The following is a 23,641-nucleotide window of genomic DNA, read 5'->3' as shown; positions in this document are numbered from 1 at the left end:
GCGGCTCCCTAGAGTTGGACGAGGTATTCCGGCGCGGCCATGACCAGCGTCAGCGCGGCGTAGATGCGGTTGTGCAGCACGGCGTCGGTCTTGGCGGACATGGTGTCGATGGCGCCGCGTATCAGGCCGACGCTGGCGCTGCTCAGCTGGCCGGCCGCCAGCACCAGGTTGATTTCGTCGACCAGCTGCTGGCCGTTGGCCGCCAGCGGCAGCAGGGTGCTGTAGTCCGGCAGCACGTCGCCGACGCCCTTGACCGCGCGCTGCATAAAGTTGACGTAGCCGACCACCGAGGTTTCATTGGTCAGCTGGAACTCCGGCGCGACCAGCCCGGCCTTGGACACCGCGCTGTTCGGCGGCACATAGCCTGGCCGGTAGAAGTTGAACACCGACGGCGATCGCAGCGGGCTCTGGCCCAGGCGGCTGGACGCATCGCTGGTGTTGCCGATGGCCCAGGCGTCCGAGGCGGAGGCGGCGTTGTAGGCGCGCGCCCAGCCGAGGAAGCGCAGCATCGGCTCGCGCAGCTTGCCGTAGCCGGGGCCGATGTAGGTGTCGGCGCGCGCTTCGGGATCGAGCAGCAGGGCCTTGACCACCGCCGCCAGGTTGCCCTTGACGCCGTGGCTGTCGCGGTTGAACACGGCGGCCACGCGCGCCACGTAGGCCGGCGAAGGATTGCTGGTCACCAGTTTCTGGATCAACTGGCGGCTGATGAAGGGCGCCACGTTGTCATGGGCGTAGATGATGTCCAGCGCCGCCTTCAGCGCGTCGGCGCCGGACAGGCCGGCCGCCACCGTGCCGCCGAGGAAGCTGGAAGCGCCGGTTTCATGCCGCTTGGCCACCTGTGCCATCGGCCGGCGCAGGAAGTCGGGCGTGGCGTTGGTCGTGCCGGTCATGTCGAAGTCCCAGCCGGTGAACACGCGGGCCAGGCCGGTGATGTCGCTCAGGCCGTAGGTTTCCCTGGGCACTCCGCTGTTCAGCTTGGGCGTGCCGTCGAGGTTCAGCTGCACCAGGCCGATGCTGAACAATTGCATCAGCTCACGCGCGTAGTTTTCGTCGGGCAGGGCGCCGGTGCTGGGGTTTTGCTTGACGTTGCCGCGGAAGGTCAGGTACTGGCCCATGGTCGCGCTGGTCGAGATCGCGCCCAGCAGCGCGCGGTAGTTGCCGAAAGCGTAGTCTTCCAGCAGGTCCAGGTAGGCCGCCGCCGAGAAGGAGCGCCAGCCGGCGCCCACCAGGCCGTCGATCGCCACCACGCAGATTTCCGACAAGGCCAGCGTGACGCGCTGGCGCAGCGTGTCCGGCGCCGAGATCAGCTTGCGCCAGGCGCAGGCGTCGAAGCCGTTTTCCGAATTGCGGTTGGCGATATCGTTGTAGCCCTTGGCCATCAGCCAGTCCCAGCGGGCGCCGGAGCGCGGCGCGGCCAGCTGGGCGTCGATCCAGCCGGCGTAGCCCAGGGTCTGCACCCTGGCGATCTCGGCGCGGTTGGCTCCCATCGAGGCCTGCGCCAGGAAGCGGGCGGCGGCGGCCGCGGTCGGTGTTGGGGTCATGACTGGAATCTCCACGATGAAGGGGCTCAGGCATTGCTGTGTAGTAATTTATGCCGAGTCCGGTTGCATCGCCACCGATTATTTGTAACGAAGCATTACGGTGCAACGCTTCGTGCGCCGGACGCCTGCGCTTTGCGCCGCACGCTTGCATTTCGCGCCGTTTTACCGCATTTCGTCGCATCGCGATCCGCGCCGCCGGGCCGGCAGGCATAGTGGCCTCACCTTAACCAGCCATGCGGAGCAGATCATGATTCAGCAAATTGTCAGCCACACTCCTACCTACGTTTGGGCCTTGCTGGCCTTCATTCTGTATCGCGGCGTGCTGGCCAGCCGCGACCGCGAGATCGCCTTCCGCAGACTGTTCATCATCCCGGCGGTGATGTTGTGGCTGTCGTTGTCCAGCATGAACGAGCATGGCGCGCTGGGCGGCGGTGTCTGGGGCGTCTGGGCGCTGGGCGTGGTGGCCGGCGCGGCGCTCACCTGGAGACTCGGCAGCGGCGCCGTGATCACGGTCAGCCGTGCCGCCGGCACCGTGCAGCAGCGCGGCAGCTGGGCGCCGCTGATGCTGATGATCGCCATCTTCGCCACCAAGTACACGGTGGCGGTGTTGACGGCCATGCATCCCGAGCTGCAACAGAACCTGGTGTTCGCGGCGGCCGTCACCGTGCTGTTCGGCCTGTTCAACGGCGTGTTCGTCGGCCGCCTGGCACGCTATGTGGCCGCCTGGATGTTCCAGCCCGAAGCGACCGCGGCTTGATGGATTTGCAAGTTTCCTTGTAGTGCAGGGCAAGAGCTTCTACAATTCGCGACATTGACGAAAAGTTGGAGCGAGCTTCATGACGATATTTGGAATTGGACTGCACGTGCTGGTGGCGCTGTTCTTCGCCGTGCACGTGATCCGCAGCGGGCAGCAGATGTATTGGCTGATGATCCTGTTTATGTTTCCGGGACTGGGCAGCATCGTGTACTTCATCGCGATCTACCTGCCGGATTCAAAATTGAACCACGGCGCCCGCAAGGTGGTGACGGCGGCGGCCCGCTCGCTCGATCCGGGCCGGGAACTGCGCGAGGCGCGCGACGCCTACGCCTACACCCCCACCGCGCAGAACCAGATGCGCCTGGCCAGCGCGCAGATGGAGGCCGGCGCCGCCGACGAGGCGGCCGCCACCTACGAAGCCTGCCTGCAAGGACCGTTCTCGGGCGACCTGGAGATCCGCTACGGCGCCGCGCGCGCCACGCTGGCCTGCGGCCGCGCCGCCGCAGCCGTGACGCATCTGCAAACCATCCGCGCCGCCGACGCCAATTTCCGCGGCGAGCAGGTATCGCTGCTGCTGGCCCAGTCGCTGGCCGCGGCCGGCCGCCAGGACGAGGCGAAGGCGGAGTTCGAGTTTGCGCTGGGCCGCTACAACAGCTTTGCCGTGCAGGCCGAGTTTGCGATCTGGGCGGCCGGCGCCGGCGATGCGGCGCGCGCCAGCCAGCTGCACGCCGAGCTGCAACGCACGATGGAGCGCTGGACCCGCCACACGCGCGACCTGAACCAGGAATTGATACGCCGCCTGAACGCGGCGATGGCAGCCGTCAAGCGCTGATTACTTCGGCTTGACGCTGTGGCCGGCGTTGTAGGCGCCGCCGGTCGCGGCGATGGCCTGGTTGAGCTTGGCCATGGTCTCCGGCGCCACGTCCTTGCTGCACGCGATGTGGCGCTTCATCCCCGGCGGCATGTCGGGGAAGTCATACTGCACCGTCGACTGCAATAACTTTTCCTTCGGACGGAAATAGTTCAAGTCTTCGCGATCCACAAACATGAACGAGGCGCGGCCCACCGAGAGCATGCGCATCATCAGCGTGGTCTCCACCGTGCGGCTCATGATGCGGATTTTTCCGCTCTTGATCATCTGGTCCAGCACCGGCCCGTAGGACACGCCTTCGACCACGCCCAGCGTCAGGCTGGGGTCGTCCAGCAAGGAGGTCAGCGTCTGGTGCGCGGTGACCTGCTGCACATAATTCTGCGAAATCAGCACGGTGTGCGGCAAGTCTTCATGGATGGGGGAGGTGAACTGCGCCACCGCCTCGCGCTCGGGCAGCCGGTACCAGCTGATCGAGCAGTAATTGGTGGCGCCGTGCGTGAAGTTGGCCCAGATCCGTTTCTGCGGTTCGTTGACGAACTGCACAGGGATGCCGGCGATATTGAAAATGTTCTTCACGCGCTCGAGCAGGAAGCCTTGGGCCTGACCCTGCTCGATGTAGTGGTAGGGCGGCTTGTCGCGCCAGGCCACGGTCAGCGTCTGGGGAGCGCACCAGACGCTGCTGCTCAGCAATGCGGTGGCGGACAGTAGACTGCCGCGAAAGAAACAGGTACGTATCGTCATGAATCGATTATAGGGCCATCCGCTGCGCCGCCGCTAGAACTGTGGGAGAATCTTGTTCGTTTGATAAAAAGGAGACCCATGAACGCTTTGTTGCCCGCATTCGTCGCCGCCAGCGATGTCGTCGATTTTCATCATCCCGACGTAGAGGCGCTGGCCCGCTCGCTCCAGGCCGGCACGCCGCGCGCGACGGCGCAGCGCTGCTTCGACTGGGTGCGCGATCAGATCGAGCACAGCATCGACTACAAGCGCGACGAGATCAGCTGCAACGCCTCCGAGGCGCTGGCGCTGGGCACCGGCCTGTGCATCGCGAAAAGCCATCTGCTGGTGGCGCTGCTGCGCGCCAACGGCATTCCGTCCGGGTTCTGCTACCAGCGTTTGACGTTGCGCGACGCCGGCTCGCCGTTCTGCACGCATGGCCTGGTGGCGGTGTGGCTGGAAGAGGGCGGCTGGTATCGCTGCGATGCGCGCGGCAACAAGGCCACCGTGCATTGCGAATTCACGCCGGGCGCGGAGAACCTGGCCTTTCCGGTGGTGACGCCTGGTGAGCAGCTGTATCCGCAGGTGTGGGCGCAACCGTGGCCGGAGCTGGTGCGGCGCATGCGCGAACTGCCATCCATCTCGGCTTATTGCGTGACGCCGATCGACGCCGCGCCACCGGTGGACGGGGTGGCGATTACGCTGGAATGATGGCGCCGTCCAGCGCGTGGCGCGTGATGGCGCCATGGCTGTCGATGGCGATCCAGCCGCCGCGCGGCGGTTGGGCGTCCGGCTCCCAGTCCGGCAGCACGTAGCGGCGCTTGCCGTCCACAATGTGCAGGGCGGGGCGGTGGGTGTGGCCGTGGATCATGACGTCGGCGCCGGTCTCGGCAAACACATCATGGATCGCCTGCGGCGTCACGTCCATGATTTCGTAGGATTTATTGCCCTGGTCCTTGCGGCTGTTCTCGCGCATGCCGGCGATGATGGCCTTGCGCTGCGCCAGCGGCATCGCCACGAACTGCTGCTGCCACGCGGGCTGGCGCACCATGGCGCGGAACTCCATGTACTTGACGTCCTCGGTGCACTGGGCGTCGCCGTGCAGCACCACCAGGCGCTGGCCGGCGATCTCGGCCACCCAGGTTTCCGGCAGCAGGGTCAGGCCCGCCGCGGCGGCGAACTGCGCGCCGACCAGGAAATCGCGGTTGCCGGCGATCCAGTAGACGGCCACGCCCGCATCGCTCACGCTGCGCAGCGCGGCAATGATTTGCTGGTGATAGGGATCGCTGATGTCGTCGTCGCCGGCCCAGTATTCAAACAGGTCGCCAAGCAGGTACAACTGTTGCGCGCGCCGCGCATGCCGCTCCAGGAAGTCGAAAAACGCTACGCTGGTGGCGGGATGCGCGGGCTGCAAATGCAGATCGGAGATAAACAGCGCGCAGACCTGATCCGCGCGCATGTTGGCATCGCTCATTAATTAAGCAGCCAGTTCGATCTTCTCGATGATGATGTCTTCGGCCGGCACGTCGGCGAACATGCCGCTGCGGGTGGTCTTGACTTTTTTCATTGCGTCGACCACGTCGGTGCCTTCGATGACTTTACCGAACACGGCGTAACCCCAGCCGTCCTGGCCTGGGTAGTCCAGGAAGGAGTTGTTCTTCACGTTGATGAAGAACTGGGCCGATGCCGAATGCGGCGCCGAGGTGCGGGCCATGGCCAGCGTGTAGGTGTCGTTCTTCAGGCCGTTCTTGGCTTCGTTTTCCACGGTGGTGTCGGCTGGCTTCTGCTTCATGCCTGGCTCGAAACCGCCGCCCTGGACCATGAAACCGTCGATCACGCGGTGGAAGATGGTGTTGGCGTAGTGGCCGGCTTCCATGTAGGCCAGGAAGTTGGCGACCGATTTAGGCGCTTTCTCGTCGTTCAGTTCGACGGTCATGTTGCCCATGTTGGTGGTGATGATTACGTTGGTCATGTTGTTATCCTGAGGTAGTTAAAAAATACGGCAGGCCGCTATTTTACAGTTTTGGCTGGACAGGGGTCTTCAAAATCGTCGCCGACTTGATCACGACCGGGATCACGGGGATGTTTTGGAACATGCCCTTGTCGTCGACCAGCACGCCTTTGATCTTGTCGACCACTTCCTGGCCCTTGATGACTTTGCCGAACACCGTGTAGCCGAAACCGTCGCGGCCAGGGTAGTTCAGGGCTTCGTTATCGGCCACGTTGATGAAGAATTGCGAGGTGGCGGAGTTGGGATCGCCGGTGCGGGCCATGGCCAGCGTGTAGTTGTTGTTGGTCAGGCCGTTCTGCGATTCGATCGGCACCGGCGCGTTGGTTTTCTTTTGCTTGAGCTTTTCATCGAAGCCGCCGCCCTGGATCATGAAACCGTCGATCACGCGGTGGAAGATGGTGCCCTTGTAGAAGCCGGCCTTCACATAGGTCAAGAAATTGTCGACCGACTTGGGCGCTTTCTCGTGGTTCAGTTCGACCACGATGTCGCCCATCGAGGTCTTGATTTCGACTTGCGGCGTGGCGTTGTTGGCGGCCGGAGCGGCCGGAGCGGCTGCCAGGGCCGCGCCCGACAGGGCGACGCCGGCAAACATGGTCATCAGTTTGGCGAACAGCGATGGCTGAGTTTGGTGCATTGTTACTTCCTCGTAGTGGTTTTATCAGTGTTGAACAGTCCGACTTGCCAAAAATCCTCAGTCAGATTGGGTCTATGCTGTTTTTATCAATGCTATACTTGTCCATTCTACCCCTTAGAAGGTGGAAAGAATAACTACCGAGTGTCAGCCGGTCCCCAACGTGATGCGATGAATCCCAGGTGCGCGCCTACCGCGCCGCGCCCGGTCCTCGTATTGCCCGGGACCGCGGCACGCGCTTTAAAAAGATACCGCAAGAGCCCGATGAGCAATTTAAAGATTTACAACACGCTGGCGCGTGACAAGCAGACATTCGTTCCCATCGAGGCAGGCAAAGTCCGCATGTACGTCTGCGGCATGACCATCTACGACTACTGCCACATCGGCCACGCCCGCATGATGATGGCGTTCGACGTCATGTACCGCTGGCTGCTGGCCTCGGGCTACGAGGTCACCTACGCCCGCAACATCACCGACATCGACGACAAGATCATCAAGCGCGCGGTCGAGAACGGCGAGACCATCTCGCAGCTGACCACCCGCTTCACCAAGTACATGGACGAAGACACCGGCGCGCTGGGCATCCTGCCGGCCACGCTGGTGCCGCGCGCCACCGAATACGTGCCGCAAATGCTGGCGCTGATCGAGACGCTGGAATCCAAGGACCTGGCCTACCAGGGCGCGGACGGCGACGTCAACTACGCGGTGCGCAACTTCCCCAACTACGGCAAGCTGTCCGGCAAGTCGCTGGACGACCTGCGCGCCGGCGAACGCGTCGACGTCAACACCGGCAAGCGCGATCCGCTGGACTTCGTGCTGTGGAAGGCATCGAAAGAATCCGAGCCGGACGAGGTCAAGTGGGATTCCAAGTGGGGCAAGGGCCGTCCGGGCTGGCACATCGAGTGCTCCGCGATGTGCTCGGCACTGCTGGGCGAACACTTCGACATCCACGGCGGCGGCGCGGACTTGCAGTTCCCGCACCACGAAAACGAGATCGCGCAGTCGGAAGGCGCGTTCGGCCACACGATGGTCAACTACTGGGTGCACAACGGCTTCGTGCGCGTGGATAACGAGAAGATGTCCAAATCGCTGGGCAACTTCTTCACCATCCGCGACGTGCTGAAGAAGTACGACGCCGAAGTGGTGCGCTTCTTCATCCTGCGCGCCCACTACCGCAGCCCGCTGAACTACTCGGACATGCACCTGGACGACGCCCGCGTCGCGCTGACCCGCCTGTACACCGCGCTGGACGGCGTGGAAGGCGACGGCCTGGCGCTGGACTGGAAAGAGGCACACGCGGTGCGCTTCGCCGAAGCGATGGACGACGACTTCAACACGCCGGTCGCATTGGCCGTGCTGTTCGACCTGGCGAGCGAGCTGAACAAGTCGAAATCGCCCGCCGTGGCGCGCCAGCTCAAGGCCCTGGCCGGCGTCATCGGCCTGCTGGCCCGCACGCCGCAGGAATTCCGCCAGGCGGCGGTCGGCGAGGCCGACGCCTCCGGCGACGCCGCCATCGCGGAACAGATCGCCAAACGCATCGAAGCCAAAAAGGCGCGCAACTTCGCCGAATCGGACAAGATCCGCGCCGATCTGCTGGCGGCCGGCGTCATCCTCGAAGACAAGCCTGACGGCACGACCAACTGGCGCCGCGCATAATGGTCACCGCCAAGGATAACGAGGGCGCAGCCGGCCCGGTATCGGCCGTGCCGCCGTACTGGGAAGAGGCCAAGATCGAGCTCATGAAGCGGGACCGCATCATGAAAAAGCTGATCCCGCAATTTGGCGACCTGCACCTGGTCGGCCACGACGACCCGTTTACCACCTTGGCGCGCTCCATCGTCGGCCAGCAAGTGACCACCAAGGCGGCCGACACCGCCTGGAAGAAGCTGCTGCTGGTCAGCCCGAAATGCACGCCGGCGCAGATCATCAAGGCCGGCGCCGAGCAATTGGCGGCCTGCGGCCTGTCCAAGCGCAAGACCGAATACATCCTCGACCTGGCCGACCACTTCAAGAACAAGCGCGTCCATACCAGCCAGTGGGACCAGATGGATGACGAGGCCGTCATTGCCGAACTGGTGCAGATCCGCGGCATCGGCCGCTGGACAGCCGAGATGTTTTTGATATTTAATCTGCTCCGGCCGAATGTTCTGCCGCTCGATGACCCCGGTTTGATCCAGGGCATCAGCCAGAACTATTTTTCCGGCGAACCTGTGTCCCGTAGCGATGCGCGCGAGGTTTCGGCCAACTGGGAGCCGTGGCGCACAGTGGCGACCTGGTACTTATGGCGTAGCCTGGACCCGGTTGCTGTAGAATAGATGCTCTAATCGCTGAGCGAGGCTTTTTTGTGCCCGCTTGGCTGAGAATAATCACGGAGGTACAATGACCAAAACGACTTTCCTCAACTTTGAGCAACCGATCGCCGAACTCGATGGCAAAATCGAAGAGCTGCGTTTCGTCCAGGACGATTCGGCTGTCGACATCTCTGAGGAGATCGACCGTCTGGCCAAAAAGAGCCAGCAACTGACCAAAGACATCTACGCCAAGCTGACCCCTTGGCAGGTTGCGCAGATCGCGCGCCATCCACAACGTCCATACACCATGGACTACGTGAACGAAATCTTCACCGACTTCCACGAACTGCACGGCGATCGCAGCTATGCGGACGACCTGTCCGTGGTGGGCGGCCTGGCGCGCTTCAACGGCCAGGCTTGCATGGTCATCGGCCATCAAAAGGGCCGCGACACCAAAGAACGCGCAATGCGCAACTTCGGCATGCCGAAGCCGGAAGGCTATCGCAAGGCCATGCGCCTGATGAAGCTGGCTGAGAAATTCGGCATTCCTATTTTCACCTTCGTCGACACGCCGGGCGCGTTCCCGGGCATCGACGCGGAAGAGCGCGGCCAGTCGGAAGCGATCGGCCACAACCTGTACGTGATGGCGGAACTGAAAGTGCCGCTGATCGCCACCATCATCGGCGAAGGCGGCTCCGGCGGCGCGCTGGCGATCGCGGTGGGCGACGCGGTGCTGATGCTGCAATACGCGACCTACTCGGTGATCTCGCCGGAAGGCTGCGCCTCGATCCTGTGGAAAACGTCCGAGCGCGCCGCCGATGCGGCCGAAGCGCTGGGCCTGACCGCACACCGCCTGAAGGCCATGGGCCTGATCGACAAGATCGTGACCGAGCCGCTGGGCGGCGCGCACCGCGATCCGAAGCAGATGGCCACGCTGCTGAAGCGCGCGCTGGCTGATTCGCTGCGCCAGTTCCACGGCATGAAGACCAAGGACCTGCTGGAAGCCCGTCACGAAAAGCTGATGAGCTACGGTAAGTTCAAAGAAACCACGCCGCAAGAGTAATCGCGCGCGGCATGACACAACGACCGGGGGCGCATGCCCCCGGTTTGCATTTTGGAGCAGCAATTGAAGAAGCAACAGATCCCGACCTTGTCCTCAACCTTCGAACAAGCCGTCGCCGCCGCGCTGGCGCAGCAAGGCGCCGCGCCGCGCATGGCGGTGGCCCTCAGCGGCGGCCTCGACTCGTCGGCGCTGCTCCACCTCGCGCATGCCTACGCGCAGGCGCATGGCGTGGCCTTGTACGCCTTCCACGTCCATCACGGCCTCAGCGCCAATGCGGACGCCTGGCTGGCGCACTGCGAGCAAGCCTGCGCCGCGCTGGGCGTCACCTTCGAAGCGCGCCGCGTGCAGTTGGCGAACCAGCAAAAGAGCGGCACCGAAGCCGCCGCCCGCAAAGTGCGCTACGCCGCGCTGGGCGCGCTGTGCGCCGAGTACAACGTCAAGCTGCTGCTGACCGCGCACCATCTGGACGACCAGGCCGAGACCGTGCTGCTGCAACTGCTGCGCGGCTCCGGCCCCGCCGGACTGTCCGGCATGGACGCCGCCAACGCCGCGCCCGAACTGCTGGCCAATCCCGACCTGGTGATGGCGCGTCCGCTGCTGCCGGCCTCGCGCAAGCAACTGGCTGCTTACGTGGCCGGGCACGGCATCACCTACATCAATGACGAATCCAACGACGACCCGCGCTTCGCCCGCAACGCGTTGCGCCACAAGGTGATGCCGGCGCTGGACGAAGCCTTCCCGGGCTTCCAGGAGCGCTTCGCGCGCAGCGCCCAGCACGCACAGTCGGCCCAGCGCCTGCTGACCGAGCTGGCGGAGCAGGACCTGGTCCTGTGCCTGGTCGACGACTGCATCGATATCGCCAAGCTGCGCCTGCTGAGCCTGGACCGCAGCTACAACATGCTGCGCCACTGGTTCGCCACCCGCAACCTGCGCATGCCGAGCGCGGCCTGGCTGTCCGAAATGCTGGCGCAACTGCTGGAAGCGCGCGACGGCGCGCAACCGCTGGTAACCCACCCCGATTGTCACGTAAGACGCCATCGCGACCGCCTCCACATCACGCCGAAACTGGAAGACCTGGAAGGCACGCGCGAAGATGAGTTCGATAAAACGCCGGGCGCCTCGTTCAGCTGGAACGGCGAAACCGAAATGGCGTTCCCGGCCTACGGCGGCGTGCTGCACTTCGAGCCGGCAGGCGAGGGCGAAGGCGGGCTGGATGCCGATTGGTTGCGCGCCCAGCCATTGCTGATTGAATTCCGCAAGGGAGGTGAACGCCTCAAGCCGGCCCACAACCGTCCGACGCGCGGACTCAAGTATCATTATCAGGCGTTGAACATCCCGGCCTGGGAGCGCTCGCGGCTGCCGGTGGTGAGTACCGGCCGGCAGGTGCTGTTCGCGGCCGGAGTCGGCATGGACTGCAATCACCTGGTGGGTGAGGGCATTTCACGCTGGCGCCTGCGTTGGCAGGCTGTATAGACAATAGGCCCTATCTGCCGAATTTTGTATGTAGATATGTCTATACGGTATGACTTTATGAGTTTTTTGACTTGTTATTTTGCAGTGCGGCATGTAGAGTTAAGGGTTCCATTTACCTTTATTTGAGCGGAAAACTCTCTGTTATGGCTTTAATCGTGCACAAATATGGCGGTACGTCGATGGGTTCGACGGACCGTATCAAGAACGTGGCGCGGCGTGTCGCCAAGTGGCATGACGCCGGGCACCGCATCGTCGTCGTCCCATCGGCCATGTCCGGCGAGACCAATCGCCTGATCGCCCTGGCCAAGGAAATTCAGGCCCAGCCCGACCCGCGCGAACTCGACATGATCGCCTCCACCGGCGAGCAAGTGTCGGTTGGCCTGCTGTCGATGGCGCTGCTGGCGATCGGCAAGAAAGCCGTGTCCTACGCCGGCTGGCAAGTCGCGATTAAAACCGATTCCGCTTTCACCAAGGCCCGCATCCAGTCGATCGACAATGAAAAAGTGAACCGCGACCTCGATGACGGCAAGATCGTCATCATCACCGGCTTCCAGGGCGTGGACGACGGCGGCAACATCTCGACGCTCGGCCGCGGCGGTTCGGACACTTCCGCCGTGGCGATCGCCGCCGCGATGAAGGCCGACGAATGCCTGATCTTCACCGACGTAGACGGCGTGTACACGACCGATCCACGCGTGGTGTCGGAAGCGCGCCGGCTCAAGGCGATCACGTTTGAAGAAATGCTGGAACTGGCGTCGCTGGGCTCGAAAGTGCTGCAAACCCGCTCGGTGGAATTTGCCGGCAACTATCGCGTGCCGACCCGCGTTCTGTCGTCGCTGACCGACCCGATGCTGGACCTGGAAGTAGAAGCCAACTCGGGCACCCTGATTTCGTTTGAGGAAGATACACACATGGAACAAGCAGTCATCTCCGGTATCGCGTTTAACCGCGATGAGGCCAAAATCACCGTGCTGGGCGTACCTGATCGTCCTGGCGTGGCGTACCACATCCTGGGCCCGGTGGCCGATGCCAACATCGAAGTCGACATGATCATCCAGAATCAGTCGGTGGACGGCAAGACGGACTTCACCTTCACCGTCTCGCGCAACGACTACCAGCGCGCCGTGGACGTGCTGAACGGCACCAAGGAAGAGCTGGGCGCTGCCAGCATCACCGGCGACGCCAAAGTGTCGAAGATCTCGGTGGTCGGCGTCGGCATGCGTTCGCATGTGGGCGTGGCGTCGCAGATGTTCCGCACGCTGTCGGAAGAGGGCATCAACATCATGATGATCTCGACCTCGGAAATTAAAATCTCCGTGCTGATCGACGAAAAATACATGGAACTGGCCGTTCGCGCGCTGCACAAAGCGTTCGAGTTGGAGAAGGCATAAAATTTTCAAAAAATATCGTCAGCTAGCCTTGACCAATCTGGTCTCGCTCTATACTATGACGGTCGTCTGCTCTAGCGCAGTTTGGTAGAAAAGACATAGTTGAGTAATCGACTAGGAGACGTGGCCGAGTGGCCGAAGGCACATCCCTGCTAAGGATGCATACGGCTTATACCTGTATCGTGGGTTCGAATCCCACCGTCTCCGCCAGTATTTTTAAAAACCCGCTTCGGCGGGTTTTTTCATTTCTGCGCTCCATATCGAACATCCGGTCGGATTGGTTATAATTACAATATTTAATTTGTAACAATGCTAAAGAGCCATGTGCCTCTCACCGATAATGGATGATATGGCATGAGGGGACGGCGATGATCAAGGCGGTGGGATCGAGTACCAGCACCGGTGGCGCTTCAAGCAGCAACAGCGCGATTGAAGTGCTGCAAGCGAAAGTGGGCGACCTGATGAAGAAGCTGCGGGAGGCGACCCAGGATACTTCCCCTGGCGCGAAAGAGCGCCTGAAGTTGTTGCAGATCCAAATACAGGCGCTGCAGACGCAGATCCAACAGCTGCAATCGGCCGCCGCGCAGAAGGTCGCGCTGGAACAGCTGAAGCACCAGCAAGAACTCGCCGCCACTGAAAAAAAGAAATCGCATGACGCCACCGTGGGCAGCATAGTCGATACGGTCGCCTGAGCACGCGCGCTGTGCCCGCTACGCTGCGGCATTTCCTATCCTATCTGTAATGTGGCGCTCATCCTCTGGTTAGACCAGACTCGCTAAAATGCCTGCCGCAAGTTGGCCCGTGGGCGCAGCCTGCACTGGAAATTCCTAGCGATTCGGGGTTATGATGTCCCCCTATTCTCATCTTCGCGCAACCGCGAATATAGATCGCACTGACGGTCAACAATAATAAGATTTTCTTGAACAGGGTAGTATGAAGACTATTGAATTGGCAGGCGGTCCGCATGCCGTGCTGGCATTGCACGGCCTGCTGGGCAACCCGCTGGAAATGCAGTATGTGGGCAAGCGCCTGCAACGTGCAGGCTACACCGTAGTCATCCCGCTGATCCCGGGTTATGGCTATTCGTCCGGCCAGGCCGACTCTTATCGCACCACGCGCAGCGAGCGCTGGTTCGAGGAAGTGTCGCGCCTGTTCGACCAGCTCAAGCAAACCCATGCCAGCGTATCGGTGGTGGGCCTGTGCATCGGCGCGGTGCTGGCCTTGCGCCTGGCGATCGAGCGCGGCGACCAGATCGCCTCCCTCGGCCTGCTGGCCACCACCCTGGCCTACGACGGCTGGAGCATCCCGAAATACCGCTTCCTGTTGCCGCTGGCGTACTACACCCCGGCGCGCCATTGGTACTCCTACCAGGAGCGTTATCCCTACGGCCTGAAAAACGAAAACCTGCGCCGCTGGATCGCCCGCGAAATGAAGGTCAGCGATTCGTCGGCGGCCGGCGCTTCGCGCTTGTCGGCCGAGGGCATCTTCCAGGCGCACCGCCTGATCAAGCAGGTACGCAGCCAGTTGTCCAAGGTGATCGCGCCGGCGCTGATCATCCACGCCGAGGAAGACGACGTCGCCAGCACCAAGAGTGCCGACCTGGTCGAGCGCAGCATCAGCTCGCCGAGCCGCCGCAAGATCATCTTGCACGACAGCTACCATATCATCACCCTCGACAATGAGAAGGAACTCGTTGCCGACGAAACGATCGCGTTTTTCAATCAGCACCTGCCGTCCGAGGACGCCGTGCTGAACCGCGCTTAACACATACCATACCGAGACTATTTTTATGAATTCCTTCCCAACCGTCGCCAAACTGCTCGCCAAAAGCCTTGATGTAGCCGAAGACACTATCCAGCCGCAAACCGAACTCGAAGCGCTGGGCGCCGATTCGCTGACCGTGATTGAACTGATTTTTGATCTGGAAGAGGAGTTCGGCATCGAGGTGGGCGATGAGCGTCCCAAGCTGGTCGTGGTGCAGGACATCGCCGACCAGATCGATACCTATCTGGCCGGCAAGGCCGCCAACGCATGACCGCGCAGCGCGTGGTGATCACCGGCCTGGGGGCGATTTCTTCCCTGGGCGTCGGCGCCGACCATAATTTCGAGCAAGCCCTGGCCGGTCACAGCGGCATCGGCCTGTTGCAGCTGGCCGGTGATCGCCAGCGGCCGGGCACGCCCGCCGCGCAGATCCGCGGGCCCTTGCCCGAGCTGGTCAAGACCTCGGAATTGCCGATCTTCGATCGCTTCGCGTTGCTGGGCTGGGCCGCAGCCAGCGAAGCGCTGGTCCAATCGGGCCTGGACGCCACCGTCGCTCCCGAGCGCAGCGGCGTGTTCTGGGGCAGCGGCATGGGCGGTGCGCTCACCGTCGAATCCGGCTATGTCGATTTGTTCGTCGATGGCAAGACCCGGGTACGGCCGATGTCGGTCGTGGCCGGCATGACCAATGCGGCGGCCGCGCAGATCGCGCTGCGCTGCGGCTTCAAGGGCAGCGTCAACAACTACAGCAGCGCCTGCGTATCGTCGGCGCAGGCCATCGGCGAAGCTTACCGTCACATCCGCCACGGTTACGCCGACCGCGTGCTGGCCGGCGGTTCCGAGGCCTTGCTGAGCTACGGCGTGGTCAGTGCCTGGGACGCGCTGCGCGTGCTGGCGCCGCTCGACGCCGAACACCCCGAGCGTTCGTGCCGGCCGTTTTCGGCCGGGCGTGGCGGCCTGGTGCTGGGCGAGGCGGGCGCTGCCGTCATGCTGGAATCGCTGGAGTCGGCACAGGCGCGCGGCGCCACCATCCTGGCCGAGCTGGTCGCCTACGGCACCAGCAACGACGCCACCCACATCACCAAACCCGACGCAGACGGCCAGGAACGGGCGATGCGGCAGGCGCTGGAGCAGTCCGGCTTGCCGCCATCGGCGATCGGCTACATCAACGCCCACGGCGCCGGCACGCCGGCCGGCGACGTGGCCGAGGCCACCTCGATCAAGCAAGCCTTCGGTCCGGCGGCGCGCGAGCTGCTGGTCAGCTCCACCAAGTCCATGCACGGCCATACGCTGGGCGCGGCCGGCGCGCTGGAATTCGTGCTGACCACCCAGGCCTTGCGCCATGGCGCGGTGCCGCCGACCGCCTTCCTGGACCGGCCCGACCCTGAATGCGATCTGGACTTCGTGCCGCGCGAGTGCCGGCGTGGATTGACGCTGCAAGCGGCGATGTCGAACTCGTTCGCCTTCGGCGGCAGCAATGTCGCGCTGATCGTCAGCGCGTTCCGATGAGCGCTACTTACCGGCAGTGGACCTTGCTGGCGCTGCTGTGCGCCGGCGGCGCGCAGGCGCAGGAGACGCATCTGGTGGGCGATATCGGCGTGGGCGTCAGCGTGGCGCCGACCGCAGTGCCGGCGCAGTCGCGCAACGGCAGCGCGGTCCCGTATGCCAACTTCGACTACGGCCCGGCGTTTGCGCGCATCGATACTTTCGGCGTCAAGCTGGCGCCGGTGGGCTACGGCAGTGTCGAACTGCTGACGCGCGTGCTGGAAGACGGCTATCGCAGCAGCGCGTCGCCGCAAACGCAGCAGCGCTCGTCGATACCGCTGGGCCTGGGCACTTTGCAGGTGACGCCGGTCGGCGCCTTCATGGCCAATCTGTATCGCGACCTCGGCAAATCGCACGGCGCGATGCTGGACCTGATGTACGCGGCGGAAATCGAGCATGGCCGCTTCGCCTTCTACCCGCAAGCTGGTATCGAGTACCGCTCGGCCAACTACGTCCGCTACTATGACGGCGTGGCGCGCTCGGCCAGCAATCCGTTTGCAGCGCTGCTGGTGGAGGCGCAGCTGAGCGGACACTGGTACCTGGTCGCCAACCTGCGCCGCACCTGGCTGGACGATTCCATCCGCAGCAATCCCGCCGTGCGCCGCCGTTCGCTCGATTCCGGGCTGGTGGCGGTCAGCTACCGTTTCGATTGAAACCTATGAAATCAACTTTTTTTGTGCCGCTATTGGCCGTGTTGTTGTCCGCGCCATGCTACGCAAGTAGTTCCAGCGAAAGTAACTCGTCGTCGATCAACGTCAGCGATGAACAAAGCGTGGCGACGATCAAAGGGCGCGCAGGCATTGCCGTCATTCAGGGCGACAAGGTGGAGCTGGATCGGCGTACCGTGTATGTGAACGGGCTATCCTACGGCAAGGTTCCCGACCTTTGCGAGATCCAATACATCGTCACCAAAACCGCGCGCACGCTCTACGTGGACGGCAAGCCGCGCAGCCCAGCGGCGAAGTGATCCGGCCTGATCGCCGGCCCCCGCCTGCGATCACGTAAAATAGCGGCCCCTACATACTTGCAGCGCCGCTCCGCCATGATTGCCTCCGATATCGCCACCGACTTCCGCCCGGACCTGGTCCGCTGGCGTCAGCTCGTCTCGCCGGCATGGCTGGCGGCGCTGACGGCCGGCGCCCAGGTTGACGCGGCGCCGTCGGCCGACTGGCGACTGTTCGACGTCGGCTGCGGCGGCGCCGCGCTGTTCGAGCAAGCCCATATTCCGGGCGCCGCCTACCTCGACACCTGCGACATCGAGCAGGAACCTCTATGGAACAAGGTCTCCGACCAGGCGCTGCTGACGTTGCTGCTGGCGCGCGGCGTGCGTCACGACACCACCGTCATCCTTTACGGCCGCAACAACCTGGCCGCCGCGCGGCTGGCGCATCTGCTGCTGTACGCCGGCGTCGCCGACGTGCGCCTGCTCGACGGCGGCTACGCGCGCTGGCTGGCCGGCGGCCACCCTTGCGCGCGCGGACCTGCGATGGCGTGTGTGGCCGCGCCTGACTTCGGCATTACCTTGCCCGCGCATCCCGAGTACCTGGCCTGCACCGCCCAGGTACAGGGCCTGCTGGCACGTGGCGACGGCGTGCTGGCCAGCATCCGCACCAGGGCCGAGTTCATGGGCCAGGTATCCGGCTACAGCTACATCGCCGCCGGCGACATCCCCGGCGCGCGCTGGGGCAGGGCCGGCGAGGATGGCGACGTCAACAGCATGAGCGCCTACCACCAGGCCGACGGCAGCATGAAGCCGGCGGCCGACATCGTCGCGCCGTGGGCCGAACACGGCATAGCGCACGGCACGCCGACCATCTTCTACTGCGGCACCGGCTGGCGCGCCTCGATGGCCTTCTTCTACGCCTGGCTGATGGGCTGGCCCGAGATCAGCGTCTACGACGGCGGCTGGTTCGAGTACTCGCAGACGAGCCCCGCAGCGCCGGCCGCCTGACTAGGCCGCGATCTCGGCCACCACGGTAGCGCGACGTCCGCCAGCAAAGCGGCGGCCACACCACTGCAGCAAATCGTCGACATAAGTGAACACCACCGGTATCACCAGCAGACTCAGGAAGGTCGAGGTGATCAGGCCGCCGATCACGGCGATCGCCATCGGCCCCCGGAAGCTGGCGTCGCCGCCCAGGCCCAGCGCGATCGGCAGCATGCCGGCGCCCATGGCGATGGTCGTCATGACGATCGGCCGGGCGCGCTTGTGGCAGGCATCCATCAACGCCGCGCCCCGTTCCATGCCATGGTCGCGCCGGGCGACGATGGCGTACTCCACCAGCAGGATGGAGTTCTTGACCGCGACGCCCATCAGCATCAACAAGCCGATCAGCGATGGCATCGAGAACGCGCTACGAGTCAGCAGCAGCGCCAGGAAGGCGCCGCCCACCGATAGCGGCAGCGCCGCCAGGATGGTAACGGGCTGCAAAAATCCATGGAACAGCAACACCAGCACCACGTAGACGCACAGCACGCCCGTCAGGATGGCCAGCCCGAAGCCGGTGAACAAATCCTGCATCGCCTCGGCATCGTCCAGTTGTCCGCGCGTGACGCCGGGCGGCAGTTTCTGCAGGCTGGGCAGCGCGTTGACGCGATCCAGTATCGCGCCCATCGGCTGACCGTTCAATTCCACGTGCACGATCACGCGGCGGTTGCGGTCCAGCCGGTCGATCCGGGCCGGACCGCTGCCCACTTGCAGCGTGGCCACGGAACCCAGCTGGACGTTGCCGTTCTTGCCCGGCACCGGCAGGCGCGCCAGCAGCTCCAGGTCCTGGCGCGCGCTGGCGGGAAAGCGGGTGCGGATGGCGATCTGGCGTTCGGGCAGATTGAGCTTGGCCAGCGCCTGGTCATAGTCGCCGGCCGTGGCGATCCGCATGGTTTCGCCGATGGCCGTGGTGGTCACTCCCAGGTCGGCCGCGCGCGCCACGTCCGGCGTGACGATCACTTCCGGCCGCACCAGGTTGATGCTGGAGCTGATGCCCCCCAGGCCGGGGATGGCGCGGATTTCACGCTGCAGTTGCTGCGTCAACGCGCCCAGCACGGCGGTGTCGTCGCCCGACAGCAGCAGCGCCAGTTCCGAACCGTTGCCGCCGCCACCTATCTTGACGCGCGCGCCGGGCAGCGCGCCCAGCGTCTCCCGCAAGCTCGCCTCGATCTCTCCCTGCTTGCGGCTGCGCGCGGCGCGCGGCGTCAGGGTGACGTTGAGGGTGGCGACGTTGCGTTCGATGTTGCTCATCACCTCGCGGGTATCGGGGTCGCGCCGCAGCAGCTGGCGGGCCTGCTCGGCCAGCGCGCGGGTGTCGGCCAGGGTGCTGCCGGGCGGCAGTTCCAGCGTGACCTGGGTGCGGGCACCGTTGGCGGCGGGGATGAAGTCCGTTTCCAGCAGCGGGATCAGCGCCAGCGACAGCAGGAAGAAGGCGCCCGACAAGCCACAGGTCAGCCGGCGATGGCGCAGGCACCAGGATGCCGCCGCCAGATAGCGGGTCATCATGCGGCTGTCCCGTGGCTGGGCGGCGATGGGTTTGAGAAGATAGGCCGCCATCATCGGCGTCAGCAGGCGCGCCACCATCAGCGACGCCAGCACGGCGACGGCCGCGGTCCAGCCGAACTGGCGGAAGAATTTGCCGACGATGCCGCGCATGAAGGCGGTCGGCAGGAATACCGCCACCAGTGTCAGCGTGGTGGCCACCACGGCCAGGCCGATTTCATTGGCCGCTTCCATCGCCGCCTGGTAGGGCGTCTTGCCCATGCGCAGATGGCGCACGATGTTTTCAATTTCGACGATGGCGTCGTCCACCAGGATGCCGATCACCAGCGTCAGCGACAGCAGCGTGATGCCGTTGAGCGTGAAGCCCAGCAGCCACATGACCAGGAAGGTGGGTATCACCGACAGCGGCAGCGCGGTGGCCGAGATCACGGTGGCGCGCCAGTCGCGCAGGAACAGCCAGACCACCAGCACGGCCAGCACCGCGCCCTCGTACAGCATGTCCATCGAGCTGGCGTAGTTTTCCTCGACTACGTCGACCGAGTTGCGCACCTCCTTGATGTCCACCTGGGTATCCCGTTCCCGCAGCGCGCGCACGGCCTGACGCACCGCCGCGGCCACTTCGACCTCGCCGGCGCCCTTGCTGCGGGTGATCTCGAAGCCCACCACTGGTTTTCCGTCCAGCAGGGAGATGGTTTCGCGTTCGGCGATGCCGTCGCTCACGCGCGCGAGCTGGTCGAGCCGGATCGCATGGCCGTTCGGCAGCGGCAGTTCCAGCGCGGCGATGCCGGCCGCGTTGGCGACCGTGCCGACGATGCGCACCGACTGCTGCGCGCCGCTGACGTCGGTGCGCCCGCCGGCCGCCTCGCGCTGCACCCGCTGCAACTGGCGCGAGACGTCGGCCGCCGAGACGTTCAGCGCCGACAGGCGGGCCGGATCCAGCTCCACCAGCACTTCGCGCGTGACGCCGCCCAGCCGTTCGACCTTGCCCACGCCTTTCACCGCCAGCAGTGCCTTCGACACCACGCTGTCGACATACCAGGACAGCGCTTCCTCGTCCAGCCGGGACGAGCTCAGTGCGTAGCCCAGGATGGCGCCGCCGGAGGTGCTGGCCTTGGTAAAGACCGGATCGCGCACTTCGGCCGGCAAGTCGCTGCGGACGCGGTTGACCGCGTCGCGCGCCTCGCTCATGGCCTGTTCGAGGTTTTTTTCAAGCCGGAATACGATGGTGATGTTGACGTTGCCGTCACTGACCGTGGTGTAGATGTGGCGCACGTCCTGGATGCCGGCGACCGCGCCTTCGACCTTGCGCGCCACCTCCGTTTCGAGCTGCGACGGCGAGGCGCCCGGCAGCCCGAGGTCGATGGCCACGAAGGGGAGTTCGATGTCCGGTCTATCCTGCACGGTCATGTTGTGAAAGCCGAACAGGCCGGCGATCGACAGCAGGATGAACAGCATGATGGCCGGCAGCGGGTGCTTGATCGAGAGGGTGGAAAAATTCATCGCGCCGCCTCCGCCTGGACCAGCAGTGCGGCGCCCGGCTTGGCCGCGACGGCCCGGCCAGAGGTGGCGGCCACCACGACGCGCACGGTGTCGCCGTCGCCCAGGAAATCGGCGCCGCCTTCCACCACCGTCATGCCGGCCTGGATGCCGTCCACCGCTTCGACGCGGGCGCCGACGCGGCGTCCCAGCGTGACGCGGGTCTGCACCACTTTGCCGCCGCCGGCGATCCGGTAGACGTAGCTATAGCCGTCGCGCATGACGACCGCGCTTTGCGGCAGCGTCAGCGCCTGGGCATGGCCCAACTCAAACTGGCCGGTGGCGAACATGCCGGCCCGCGCTTCGCCGCCGCCGGGCAGATCGACGTACACCATGGCGTTGCGGGTGGCCGCGTCCACCGTGGGGGCGGCGATGCGCACTTTGCCGTCCAGCGTCGCGCCGCTGGCAAGCCGCAGCCGCACGGGCTGGCCCGGCCGGATGCGGCGCAATTCGGCGGAGCCGACTTCGGCGCGCCATTCGAGCCGGTTATCGCGGATCAGGCGGAACATCTCCTGCCCCTGGCCGATGACGCCGCCGGCCGTGGCGCTGCGGGATGAAATGACGCCTTCGTCGGTGGCGACGATCTGGGTGTGGCGCAGACGAATCTGTTCCTGCAGCAGGCGCGCTTGCGCCAGCTGCACCCGCGCCGCCGTGCTGCGTTCGGCCGTCATGTATTGCGCCGTTTGTTGGGCGCTCAGCGCGCCGCTGTTGGCCAGCGTCCGTGCACGGTCGGCGTTGCCCTTGGCTTCGGCCTGCGCGGCGCTGGCTTCCTCCAGCTGCGCCTGCTGCTGCGCCAGATCGGCGCGCACGCTGTCGTCGGCGAAGCGGGCCAGCAACTGGCCGCGATGCACCACATCGCCGACGTTGACCTTGACTTCTTCCAGCCGCAGTCCACCCACTTCGGCGCCGACGATGGTTTCCTGCCAGGCGCTGATGCTGCCGTTGGCCGACAGGCCTTGCGGCCAGTCGGCGGTTTCCGGCCGCGTCGCCGTCACGGTCAGTGCGGGCTGGATGGCGTGGGCCGGTTTCTTGTCGGCGGGGGCGCGGGTCGAATACAGCCAGCCTCCCGCCAATGCCAGCAGCGCGGCGGCGACGGCGGCGGCAAGGCCGGCTTGTTTCAGGGTTGGTTTTTTCATGATGGGATCTGCTTCAGGTAGAGGAGGGGGACGTGGTGGCGGCATCGCTCCAGCCGCCACCGACCGCTTTGTAGAGCGCGATCCAGGCGGCCAGGCGTTCGCGCCGCAATGCGATCACGGTCTGGCGCGACGCCAGCGCGGTACGGCGCGCGTCTTCCAGTTCAAACAGGTCGCCGCTGCCGGCGTTGAATTTGTCGGCGCTCACGTGCAGATAGCGCTCGTAGCCGCGCGCGGCCGCATCGGCATCGGTTTCGCGACGGTCGGCTGCGTCGAGCCGCACCAAGGCTTCCTCGATTTCGCGCACGGCGCCGCGTACCTTGCTCCGATAGGTGGCGTCGGCCTCGTCAAAGCGCGCCCGCGCCTGCTCGACGCCAGCGCGGCGGCGGCCGCCGTCGAACAGAGGCAGACTGAGAGACGGGCCGAACGACCAGCCGACGGTCGTGCCGCTCACGCCATTCAGAGCCGTCGCGCCGATGTTGCCGGACAGGCTAAGGCGCGGATAGCGGTTGGCCTGGGCGACGTTGATGTCCGCGCTGGCGGCCGCCAGCTCACGTTCGGCGGCGGCGATGTCCGGACGCTGGGTCAGGGCGTTGGCCGGTACAGTGAAGGCGGCCGGCTTCGGCAAGGCGTGGCCAAGATGATCCGCGCCGGCGGCCAGGCGGCTGCGCAGCGGCGCCTCCGCGATACCGGTCAACGCCACCAGCGCCTTGATATTCAGGTCGCATTCGGCCCGCTGCGCCACCAGGCGCTGACGGCCATCCGCGCTGGAGGCGTCAATCAGCATGCCGTCGGCCTGCGAGCCCAGGCCAGCCTGGATTTTCTGCGCCGTCAGTCGCGCCGTCTGCTCACGCGATGCCGAATCCTGCGCCAGCACCAGTACAGTGGCCTCGCAGGCGCGTTGTCCGATGTAGGCGTTGGCCACCTCTGCCGCCAGCGACGCCTGTGCGCCATGCCAGTCGGCCACGCGCGCATCGAGCCGCGCCTGCGCCGCGTCTGCGCTCTTGCGCAATCCGCCGTACAGATCGATTTCCCAGCTGGCGTCCAAGCCCGCACTGCTGCTGGTGCTGAGCACGCTGATGCCCGGCGCCACGCCAGCCTTGCCGCGCAAGCTGCTGGCGTCCAGCGCCAACGACGGCATGGCGCCACCGCGCGCCGATGCCACCAGCGCGCGCGCCTGGGCGATGCGGGCCAGGGCCTGATCCAGTTCGGGGCTGCCGCGCCGGGCCTCGGCTATCAGCTCGGCCAGCAGCGGATCGTCGAAGCTGGCCCACCAGCCCATGTCGGCTGCGACGCCGGAGGACGCCAGGGGGAGCGGAGCGGCGTAGCGCTCTGGCGCGGCCGGCGACGGCGTCTGGTAGACCGGTCCCACCGTACAAGCGGTGAGGCCGCAGGCCAGGCAAAACGGCCGGAAAACAGCTGGTAGTCGCATACGT

Annotated in this window: 23 protein-coding genes and 1 tRNA gene; 16 read left to right on the top strand and 8 right to left on the bottom strand. The window is 64.9% G+C overall.

The window, feature by feature from the left end:
* Positions 1-8: 8 nt before the first annotated feature.
* The gene (locus D0T21_RS10750) at positions 9-1,541 is read right to left on the bottom strand and encodes a DUF1800 family protein (RefSeq protein ID WP_116989844.1); all 1,533 of its coding nucleotides are present in this window, start codon (positions 1,539-1,541) and stop codon (positions 9-11) included.
* A gap of 100 nt (positions 1,542-1,641) precedes the next feature.
* Here D0T21_RS10750 and D0T21_RS10745 point away from each other — a divergent pair, with 100 nt between their 5' ends.
* Positions 1,642-2,298 carry a DUF6622 family protein gene (locus tag D0T21_RS10745; RefSeq protein WP_307720713.1) on the top strand — a complete coding sequence of 219 codons (657 nt, stop codon included), beginning with the start codon at positions 1,642-1,644 and terminating at the stop codon, positions 2,296-2,298.
* A 79-nt stretch (positions 2,299-2,377) separates the two neighbouring features.
* On the top strand, positions 2,378-3,130 hold the full coding sequence (locus D0T21_RS10740) for a tetratricopeptide repeat protein (RefSeq protein WP_116989846.1): 753 nt from the start codon (positions 2,378-2,380) through the stop codon (positions 3,128-3,130).
* Here D0T21_RS10740 and D0T21_RS10735 read toward each other — a convergent pair whose 3' ends face one another.
* On the bottom strand, positions 3,131-3,910 hold the full coding sequence (locus D0T21_RS10735) for an ABC transporter substrate-binding protein (protein ID WP_116989847.1): 780 nt from the start codon (positions 3,908-3,910) through the stop codon (positions 3,131-3,133).
* Positions 3,911-3,988: 78 nt separating this feature from the next.
* On the opposite strand from D0T21_RS10735, the gene D0T21_RS10730 reads away from it, so the two are divergent.
* On the top strand, positions 3,989-4,597 hold the full coding sequence (locus D0T21_RS10730) for a transglutaminase family protein (protein WP_116989848.1): 609 nt from the start codon (positions 3,989-3,991) through the stop codon (positions 4,595-4,597).
* Here D0T21_RS10730 and D0T21_RS10725 read toward each other — a convergent pair.
* From D0T21_RS10725 to D0T21_RS10715, 3 genes are read right to left on the bottom strand one after another with little or no spacing between them, the layout of a single operon-like run.
* Positions 4,584-5,360: a UDP-2,3-diacylglucosamine diphosphatase gene (locus tag D0T21_RS10725; RefSeq protein ID WP_116989849.1), complete on the bottom strand. Its 777-nt coding sequence runs from the start codon at positions 5,358-5,360 to the stop codon at positions 4,584-4,586. The two genes, D0T21_RS10730 and D0T21_RS10725, sit on opposite strands and share 14 nt — an antisense overlap.
* 3 nt (positions 5,361-5,363) lie before the next feature.
* Positions 5,364-5,858 (bottom strand): peptidylprolyl isomerase, encoded by a 495-nt coding sequence (locus D0T21_RS10720; protein ID WP_116989850.1) that lies wholly within the window; start codon positions 5,856-5,858, stop codon positions 5,364-5,366.
* Positions 5,859-5,901: 43 nt separating this feature from the next.
* Complete coding sequence (locus D0T21_RS10715) at positions 5,902-6,531, bottom strand: peptidylprolyl isomerase (RefSeq protein WP_116989851.1); 630 nt, start codon at positions 6,529-6,531, stop codon at positions 5,902-5,904.
* Between the two features lie 261 nt (positions 6,532-6,792).
* Between D0T21_RS10715 and cysS the strand changes: the two genes are divergently transcribed.
* The 13 genes from cysS (at position 6,793) to D0T21_RS10650 (ending at position 17,997) form a co-directional block, all read left to right on the top strand.
* A complete protein-coding gene (cysS, locus tag D0T21_RS10710; protein WP_116989852.1) occupies positions 6,793-8,184 on the top strand; it encodes a cysteine--tRNA ligase in 1,392 nt (463 codons plus the stop codon).
* Entirely contained in the window at positions 8,184-8,843 is a 660-nt protein-coding gene (locus tag D0T21_RS10705) for a DNA-3-methyladenine glycosylase (RefSeq protein ID WP_116989853.1), read from the top strand. The genes cysS and D0T21_RS10705 overlap by 1 nt, the downstream gene beginning before the upstream one ends.
* A gap of 64 nt (positions 8,844-8,907) precedes the next feature.
* Entirely contained in the window at positions 8,908-9,882 is a 975-nt protein-coding gene (locus D0T21_RS10700) for an acetyl-CoA carboxylase carboxyltransferase subunit alpha (RefSeq protein WP_008447525.1), read from the top strand.
* Between the two features lie 63 nt (positions 9,883-9,945).
* Complete coding sequence (gene tilS, locus D0T21_RS10695) at positions 9,946-11,355, top strand: tRNA lysidine(34) synthetase TilS (protein WP_116989854.1); 1,410 nt, start codon at positions 9,946-9,948, stop codon at positions 11,353-11,355.
* Positions 11,356-11,498: 143 nt separating this feature from the next.
* The gene (locus tag D0T21_RS10690; protein WP_116989855.1) at positions 11,499-12,746 is read left to right on the top strand and encodes an aspartate kinase; all 1,248 of its coding nucleotides are present in this window, start codon (positions 11,499-11,501) and stop codon (positions 12,744-12,746) included.
* A gap of 114 nt (positions 12,747-12,860) precedes the next feature.
* A tRNA-Ser gene (locus tag D0T21_RS10685) sits at positions 12,861-12,953 on the top strand.
* A 134-nt stretch (positions 12,954-13,087) separates the two neighbouring features.
* Positions 13,088-13,435, top strand: a complete 348-nt coding sequence (locus tag D0T21_RS10680) for a FlxA-like family protein (protein WP_116989856.1) — start codon at positions 13,088-13,090, stop codon at positions 13,433-13,435.
* A gap of 241 nt (positions 13,436-13,676) precedes the next feature.
* Positions 13,677-14,507 (top strand): carboxylesterase, encoded by an 831-nt coding sequence (locus D0T21_RS10675; protein ID WP_116989857.1) that lies wholly within the window; start codon positions 13,677-13,679, stop codon positions 14,505-14,507.
* Positions 14,508-14,532: 25 nt separating this feature from the next.
* On the top strand, positions 14,533-14,778 hold the full coding sequence (locus D0T21_RS10670; protein WP_116989858.1) for a phosphopantetheine-binding protein: 246 nt from the start codon (positions 14,533-14,535) through the stop codon (positions 14,776-14,778).
* Entirely contained in the window at positions 14,775-16,010 is a 1,236-nt protein-coding gene (locus D0T21_RS10665; protein ID WP_116989859.1) for a beta-ketoacyl synthase, read from the top strand. The genes D0T21_RS10670 and D0T21_RS10665 overlap by 4 nt, the downstream gene beginning before the upstream one ends.
* Positions 16,007-16,699, top strand: coding sequence for a MipA/OmpV family protein (locus D0T21_RS10660; RefSeq protein WP_116989860.1), 693 nt, complete (start codon positions 16,007-16,009; stop codon positions 16,697-16,699). The genes D0T21_RS10665 and D0T21_RS10660 overlap by 4 nt, the downstream gene beginning before the upstream one ends.
* Before the next feature lie 5 nt (positions 16,700-16,704).
* Positions 16,705-17,013, top strand: coding sequence for a hypothetical protein (locus tag D0T21_RS10655; protein ID WP_147328089.1), 309 nt, complete (start codon positions 16,705-16,707; stop codon positions 17,011-17,013).
* Positions 17,014-17,088: 75 nt separating this feature from the next.
* Positions 17,089-17,997 carry a sulfurtransferase gene (locus D0T21_RS10650; RefSeq protein ID WP_116990064.1) on the top strand — a complete coding sequence of 303 codons (909 nt, stop codon included), beginning with the start codon at positions 17,089-17,091 and terminating at the stop codon, positions 17,995-17,997.
* On the opposite strand, the gene D0T21_RS10645 is transcribed toward D0T21_RS10650, so the two are convergent.
* Genes D0T21_RS10645 through D0T21_RS10635 form a run of 3 tightly spaced genes read right to left on the bottom strand, consistent with a single transcriptional unit; the run spans position 17,998 to position 23,637 of the window.
* Entirely contained in the window at positions 17,998-21,036 is a 3,039-nt protein-coding gene (locus D0T21_RS10645) for an efflux RND transporter permease subunit (protein ID WP_116989862.1), read from the bottom strand.
* Positions 21,033-22,208 (bottom strand): efflux RND transporter periplasmic adaptor subunit, encoded by a 1,176-nt coding sequence (locus tag D0T21_RS10640; RefSeq protein ID WP_116989863.1) that lies wholly within the window; start codon positions 22,206-22,208, stop codon positions 21,033-21,035. The genes D0T21_RS10645 and D0T21_RS10640 overlap by 4 nt, the downstream gene beginning before the upstream one ends.
* Before the next feature lie 13 nt (positions 22,209-22,221).
* Complete coding sequence (locus tag D0T21_RS10635) at positions 22,222-23,637, bottom strand: efflux transporter outer membrane subunit (protein ID WP_158567993.1); 1,416 nt, start codon at positions 23,635-23,637, stop codon at positions 22,222-22,224.
* Positions 23,638-23,641 lie beyond the last annotated feature (4 nt).

This window comes from Duganella sp. BJB476 (genome assembly GCF_003416895.1).
GTDB lineage: Bacteria > Pseudomonadota > Gammaproteobacteria > Burkholderiales > Burkholderiaceae_D > Rugamonas.
The sequence above is the reverse complement of the archived record's forward strand: the minus strand, read 5'-3'. Positions and strand labels throughout refer to the sequence as shown.

Excerpts from the sequence above, each read along its gene's own strand:
- D0T21_RS10750 (WP_116989844.1), bottom strand. The coding sequence starts at position 1,541 with ATGACCCCAACACCGACCGCGGCCGCCGCCGCCCGCTTCCTGGCGCAG.
- D0T21_RS10740 (WP_116989846.1), top strand. The coding sequence starts at position 2,378 with ATGACGATATTTGGAATTGGACTGCACGTGCTGGTGGCGCTGTTCTTC.
- D0T21_RS10735 (WP_116989847.1), bottom strand. The coding sequence starts at position 3,910 with ATGACGATACGTACCTGTTTCTTTCGCGGCAGTCTACTGTCCGCCACC.
- D0T21_RS10730 (WP_116989848.1), top strand. The coding sequence starts at position 3,989 with ATGAACGCTTTGTTGCCCGCATTCGTCGCCGCCAGCGATGTCGTCGAT.
- D0T21_RS10725 (WP_116989849.1), bottom strand. The coding sequence starts at position 5,360 with ATGAGCGATGCCAACATGCGCGCGGATCAGGTCTGCGCGCTGTTTATC.
- D0T21_RS10720 (WP_116989850.1), bottom strand. The coding sequence starts at position 5,858 with ATGACCAACGTAATCATCACCACCAACATGGGCAACATGACCGTCGAA.
- D0T21_RS10715 (WP_116989851.1), bottom strand. The coding sequence starts at position 6,531 with ATGCACCAAACTCAGCCATCGCTGTTCGCCAAACTGATGACCATGTTT.
- cysS (WP_116989852.1), top strand. The coding sequence starts at position 6,793 with ATGAGCAATTTAAAGATTTACAACACGCTGGCGCGTGACAAGCAGACA.
- D0T21_RS10705 (WP_116989853.1), top strand. The coding sequence starts at position 8,184 with ATGGTCACCGCCAAGGATAACGAGGGCGCAGCCGGCCCGGTATCGGCC.
- D0T21_RS10700 (WP_008447525.1), top strand. The coding sequence starts at position 8,908 with ATGACCAAAACGACTTTCCTCAACTTTGAGCAACCGATCGCCGAACTC.
- D0T21_RS10690 (WP_116989855.1), top strand. The coding sequence starts at position 11,499 with ATGGCTTTAATCGTGCACAAATATGGCGGTACGTCGATGGGTTCGACG.
- D0T21_RS10680 (WP_116989856.1), top strand. The coding sequence starts at position 13,088 with ATGATATGGCATGAGGGGACGGCGATGATCAAGGCGGTGGGATCGAGT.
- D0T21_RS10675 (WP_116989857.1), top strand. The coding sequence starts at position 13,677 with ATGAAGACTATTGAATTGGCAGGCGGTCCGCATGCCGTGCTGGCATTG.
- D0T21_RS10670 (WP_116989858.1), top strand. The coding sequence starts at position 14,533 with ATGAATTCCTTCCCAACCGTCGCCAAACTGCTCGCCAAAAGCCTTGAT.
- D0T21_RS10665 (WP_116989859.1), top strand. The coding sequence starts at position 14,775 with ATGACCGCGCAGCGCGTGGTGATCACCGGCCTGGGGGCGATTTCTTCC.
- D0T21_RS10660 (WP_116989860.1), top strand. The coding sequence starts at position 16,007 with ATGAGCGCTACTTACCGGCAGTGGACCTTGCTGGCGCTGCTGTGCGCC.
- D0T21_RS10655 (WP_147328089.1), top strand. The coding sequence starts at position 16,705 with ATGAAATCAACTTTTTTTGTGCCGCTATTGGCCGTGTTGTTGTCCGCG.
- D0T21_RS10650 (WP_116990064.1), top strand. The coding sequence starts at position 17,089 with ATGATTGCCTCCGATATCGCCACCGACTTCCGCCCGGACCTGGTCCGC.
- D0T21_RS10645 (WP_116989862.1), bottom strand. The coding sequence starts at position 21,036 with ATGAATTTTTCCACCCTCTCGATCAAGCACCCGCTGCCGGCCATCATG.
- D0T21_RS10640 (WP_116989863.1), bottom strand. The coding sequence starts at position 22,208 with ATGAAAAAACCAACCCTGAAACAAGCCGGCCTTGCCGCCGCCGTCGCC.
- D0T21_RS10635 (WP_158567993.1), bottom strand. The coding sequence starts at position 23,637 with ATGCGACTACCAGCTGTTTTCCGGCCGTTTTGCCTGGCCTGCGGCCTC.